The organism is Variovorax sp. 01T439_2 (genome assembly GCF_056398445.1).
The window spans coordinates 1-4,606 of sequence record NZ_JBFTPJ010000810.1 but is presented as its reverse complement, the minus strand read 5'-3'; the positions used below and the strand labels follow the sequence as shown (position 1 = coordinate 4,606).

At 60.2% G+C, this 4,606-nt stretch carries 8 protein-coding genes; 5 read left to right on the top strand and 3 right to left on the bottom strand.

Going from position 1 to position 4,606, the window contains the following annotated elements:
* Positions 1-99 precede the first annotated feature (99 nt).
* Positions 100-546, bottom strand: coding sequence for an ATP-dependent DNA ligase (locus AC1DOC_RS28165; RefSeq protein WP_478081120.1), 447 nt, complete (start codon positions 544-546; stop codon positions 100-102).
* A 126-nt stretch (positions 547-672) separates the two neighbouring features.
* On the opposite strand from AC1DOC_RS28165, the gene AC1DOC_RS28160 reads away from it, so the two are divergent.
* The gene (locus AC1DOC_RS28160) at positions 673-981 is read left to right on the top strand and encodes a hypothetical protein (protein WP_478081119.1); all 309 of its coding nucleotides are present in this window, start codon (positions 673-675) and stop codon (positions 979-981) included.
* A gap of 28 nt (positions 982-1,009) precedes the next feature.
* On the opposite strand, the gene AC1DOC_RS28155 is transcribed toward AC1DOC_RS28160, so the two are convergent.
* The gene (locus tag AC1DOC_RS28155; RefSeq protein ID WP_478081118.1) at positions 1,010-1,717 is read right to left on the bottom strand and encodes an SOS response-associated peptidase; all 708 of its coding nucleotides are present in this window, start codon (positions 1,715-1,717) and stop codon (positions 1,010-1,012) included.
* 89 nt (positions 1,718-1,806) lie between these two features.
* Between AC1DOC_RS28155 and AC1DOC_RS28150 the strand changes: the two genes are divergently transcribed.
* From AC1DOC_RS28150 to AC1DOC_RS28135, 4 genes are all read left to right on the top strand, one after another.
* Complete coding sequence (locus tag AC1DOC_RS28150; RefSeq protein ID WP_478130966.1) at positions 1,807-2,256, top strand: hypothetical protein; 450 nt, start codon at positions 1,807-1,809, stop codon at positions 2,254-2,256.
* Positions 2,257-2,481: 225 nt separating this feature from the next.
* The gene (locus tag AC1DOC_RS28145; RefSeq protein ID WP_478081115.1) at positions 2,482-2,838 is read left to right on the top strand and encodes a helix-turn-helix domain-containing protein; all 357 of its coding nucleotides are present in this window, start codon (positions 2,482-2,484) and stop codon (positions 2,836-2,838) included.
* Positions 2,839-2,840: 2 nt separating this feature from the next.
* The gene (locus AC1DOC_RS28140) at positions 2,841-3,407 is read left to right on the top strand and encodes an ImmA/IrrE family metallo-endopeptidase (RefSeq protein ID WP_478130965.1); all 567 of its coding nucleotides are present in this window, start codon (positions 2,841-2,843) and stop codon (positions 3,405-3,407) included.
* Between the two features lie 189 nt (positions 3,408-3,596).
* Complete coding sequence (locus AC1DOC_RS28135) at positions 3,597-3,722, top strand: hypothetical protein (protein ID WP_478081113.1); 126 nt, start codon at positions 3,597-3,599, stop codon at positions 3,720-3,722.
* A gap of 157 nt (positions 3,723-3,879) precedes the next feature.
* On the opposite strand, the gene AC1DOC_RS28130 is transcribed toward AC1DOC_RS28135, so the two are convergent.
* The coding region (locus AC1DOC_RS28130; RefSeq protein WP_478130964.1) for a DNA adenine methylase at positions 3,880-4,606 on the bottom strand (727 nt) is incomplete at its 5' end.

Sequence of the window (4,606 nt, the reverse complement as noted above, 5' to 3'; positions counted from 1 at the left end):
GCTGGTAGACGCTGTCCACGCGCTTTGCCACCAAGCCTTCCAGCTTGAGCGGGATGACGGCCTCCTTGAACAGCTGAGCTGCGCCGGTTTCGAAGTGGCTCATGTACATGTCGAGGGCAACGGCTTTTTGAGAATCTTGGCGAGCGCGGCTTTACGCTTGAGCAGCGGCTGCCGCGTGATGTCCACCCCGCGGTGCACCAGCAGGTCGAAGACGCAGTAGACGACGTCCGGGCAACCCGGATACCGGCGCCGGCGCCGTGCCCGATCCTGCAGCTGGTTGAAGTCGCTGCGGCCCAGCTCGTCGAGCACACACACCTCGCCGTCCGCCACGCACTGCCCAGCTTTCACCATGGCCAGACTCTGCGTGATCTCGGGAAACCATTTCGTGGCATCGGTGCCGTTGCGAGTACGCAGCTGCACCGTGCCGTCAAACTCGGCCAGGATCCGGTAGCCGTCCATTTTCAACTCGTAGATCCACCCCGACTCGTCAAGGTCAAGCGGCCGTTCGTCGAGCAGCATGGGCCGGAGATCGTCAAGCTTGACCATGCAGCCACGCTGCTCTCGCTCCCAGCCGGCGCGTGTAAGTCGAAAGCCCTATTTCACTAATCCGGCGCGAGCCCCCTATCAACTCTGATAGTGGCGCACCGCAGCCGCTCGCGCGAAATTGCTGTCTTGAAGCACGTCGCTTCGCCGATGGAGAAAGCGGTGGAAATCGACCCTCAAACCTTCGAGACCTGGAAGCAGCTCTACTCTCGCTGGAACAGAGCGCGCGGACGAGCGCTCAAAGCGCGTTTCGACGCGAACATCGCCCTTTTGAATTGCGCCTATGGCGTCGGCCCTCCACCGACCCGCACGCAGTTGATCAGGGCTAAGCGTCTGGAAGACGACGCCGAAATGCTGCGGCTCAGCATGGACGAGAAGATCTTCAGCATGTCGGGCGTCGAGTGGACCGAGGATGGCCAGACCCGACTTAAGCGATAGCGCATGCGCCGATTTGCTGGTTCGAGCTTCAACCGTCCTCAGGTTCCGGTTTGGGTGTGCCGAGCGGGGCCACCACGGCCGGCGCTGGCCCGGCGTCGAACACTTCGACCGGCGACAGCTTCAGCAGCGTCTTAGCCTCTTCGACAGTGCCAGCCAGCCACAGGTCGAACTCGTGCACCTCGAGCGGGATGACGGAGCGCTTGTCTTGCTTGTCGGGCGCCAGCTTCGGATCGGGCTTGTGCATGCGGCTCATCAGCGGATGCGCGTCGGCGTTGAGCGTGAGCATGGTGTAGCTCTCGTGAATCTCGCCGGTGGCTTTGTCGGTCCAGGTGTTCCACAGACCAGCCAGGCCCCACGGTGCGCCGTCGGTGCGGCGGAACTGCCACCACTCGTTCTTCCCCGTTTCCCAGTTCGGCTCGTCGAAGGCGACCGCCGGGATGATGCAACGTTGGCCGCGCCTCCATGGGTCCTTGTAGCTGGCCTTCGCCTCGAGCTCTTCGCTGCGGGCGTTGTTGGTCGGGTACTTGAGCTTCGGCTCCTTCGCGAACCATGGAATCAGGCCCCACTGGCCCGTGACCAGCTCGCGCTCGTAGCCCGTGACGTCCTTGGCCCGGCGGATGAACGGCCCGAGGTAGCGCGGGTAGACCGCCTTCACCCAGCGGGGCGGACCGTTCTGGCGCACGTGCCAGAAGCTCTCGATCTCGTAATCATCAGGGGAGATGTAACGGTTGCACATTGGCCGGATTCTGCACTCGGGAACGGATTGACGGGCATTTAGCTCGGTCCGATACTGTATGCCTTTACAGTACTTTTGGGGAGGCGAATATGCCTGCTTCGTTGAGCGCAGAGCGCGAGGAATGCTCGGAAGACGTAGTCCTGCTGCGGTGGCACGGCAACTGGATGTCGCGCGAGAGAGTGACCAGCCAGGGAGGCATGCCTGGCGTGCTCGATTTTCGAAAGGCGAATCGCGAGCACTACGGCAACACGATGCAGGCGCGCCTCCTGAGCATCAAAGACCCGCAGAAGGACCTGCTGCCGGTTTTGCAATATGCGCGCGTGTTGACGATCAAGGAAGGCGGCGTGCTGATCGATGGCGTCGAGATCAGTGCTCGTGGGGTCAAGAGCAAGCCGATTCAGACCCGACAGACCTGGTGGTGCGTGACCGAGCACGAGGTCGGCTTCGCGGCGCTCGAGCGGATGAACGCTCGCAGCTCGTCGGGCTTCGATGTGAATGACGATGAGGAAGCGGGATTGCTGCCGGCCTGGCCACGATGACTGCCCGCCCGTGCAAGACACGAGTCTCCGGTAGAAATCCGGCGCGCGTGAGACCGTCCAATCGCTTCTCACAGAGTTAGCAAACTGGGTCCGCCGCGCGCGGACTTTTCTTTTTTGGCGGCGAAACACGCCTAGGCATTGACATTACTTTACCTTTTTGGTACAATAATCGCAAAGCAAGAAAAATTTCTGCACCACACCGCAACCAACCCAAGAGGATTCACCATGGCACTCACTGATTTTGGAAAGGCGATTCGCAAGGCGCGAATCGACACTGGCGAGACGCTCGGGTCGATGGCGGACGCTATCGGCGTCACGCCTTCGTTCCTGAGCAGCATCGAGACCGGCCGCAAAAAGGTTCCGGACGGCCTGGTCGCGCAAGTTGAGGCATTCTTCGCCACCCACGGCGTAAAGATCGAACGGCTGGCCGACCTGGCGGCCGTTGCAAATAAATCCGTGCCGCTCGACGGCTTGTCCCCCCAACACCAGATGCTGGTCGCGGGCTTCGCGCGCTCAACGCTCGATGCTGAGACTTTGGAAAAAATGGCCGCACTTCTGGCCGCTTCGAACAAGGTGAAATGACCATGTCCGGCCAGCCTCCGTACCTGCCTTACCAACTTCGCGGCCACATCGTGGCTCCCCGCGGCATTGATGCAATCCGCGCGATTGCAGTCGACGCCCGCAAGATCCTCGGCCTGGCTGACGAGCCCGTCTCGATGCCCCACTTCCTGGATGACCTCTCCTTGTTCGGAGTAACGGTCGACATCATCGAAGACGAGAACGACATGTTGATGATGGCGGGCGTGGAGGCTGTCTGCGTGCCGGAAACAGCAATGATCAATCTCACACCAGGCACTTACGACGCCGCGCGGCGCAACGATCCGCGCACGCGCTTCACCATCTTCCACGAACTCGGGCACTTCGTGCTGCAGCACAACAAGGCTTTGGCGAGGGCCAACTATGTCGCCAAGCCMTACATCGACTCCGAATGGCAGGCAGATCAGTTCTCCGCGGAGATGATCATGCCGTTGGATGTGATGCTGAGGCGCGGCCTGCGTACCCCGACACAAGTTGCACGGTTTTTCCAGGTTTCATTCCCGGCGGCCAACAACCGGGTCAATCAACTCGTCAAGTACGGTGCGATCAAATGAAAGGCCCATGAATAGAAACTCCATTCATGGGCCCTCAAGGAGGATGTAGGGAGTACCAGTCCCGACCATCCGATACCGAATACGGGTGAGGTATCGATAGCTCTTTTCAGAGGCTTGAAAGTGTACTCCTCTTTCAAGTTTTGAGCACTCCGACGATCCCGGCAACCTCTCTTTACAAGGAGCTCAAGCATGAGCACTCCGGAAAAAGAGGAAGGCGGCCACTGGGTGTTTTGCCGGTCCATTCACAAGAATGGCAAGGTGATCTACCCGAAGAAGGGTCAGTTCTTCCGCTTCTGGGTTAAGGACAAGAAGTAAGTCCTATCACCCCAGCTGCTGTTGGCCATGCCGACAGGAAGATCATCAGAGGTCTTCAGTCCCCTAATGAAAGGCCGCCCTCGAGGCGGCCTTTTTCATGGGCGCTCGCCGGTACCACTGGCCGATGGCAAACCTCCTCTCAACGATCATGCGCTCATCAAAACAAGCCAGCGGGTTCCGCTTCCACATCCCAACTGAAGATCACCAACTCGCTCCGCTGCGCGGTGCCCCCCGCTCGGTTGTTCAATGAATAGCCGATGTCCAGGCTTTCCATATGGAAGCCGGAAAAGCACCGCCGAATGTCGGGGTGGTCGTTGATGCTCAAGATGGCCTTCCCCTGCAGCGACTTCATCATGTTGGCCATGGCTTCGTACTCTGCCCAAGGAAACGGGACCCCGTAGCCCTCGGTTTGCCAATAGGGAGGGTCAAGATAGAACAAGGTGTGCGCACGGTCGTAGCGCCGCATGCACTCTCGCCAGTCCAAATGCTCTACGTGCGTGCCTGCCAGTCGAAGGTGAGCTGCGCTGAGTTGCTCTTCGACCCGCAGCAAGTTCACCGGCGGCGCGGTGGTGGCGGTGCCCCACGTCTGACCGTCGACCTTGCCGCCGAACGCGTGATGCTGCAGATAGAAGAACCGCGCCGCGCGCTGAATGTCGGTCATGCCAGCTGGCGGGGTGTCTTGCAGCCACTTGAACACCTGGCGACTCGACAACGCCCATTTGAACTGGCGCACGAATTCCTCGAGGTGGTGCTGCACCACACGGTAAAGATTGACCAACTCGCCATTGACGTCGTTGATGACCTCAACGTCGGCGGGTGGGCGCAAGAAATACAGCGCCGCGCCTCCGGCGAAAACCTCCACGTAGCAAGTGTGCGGTGGGAAC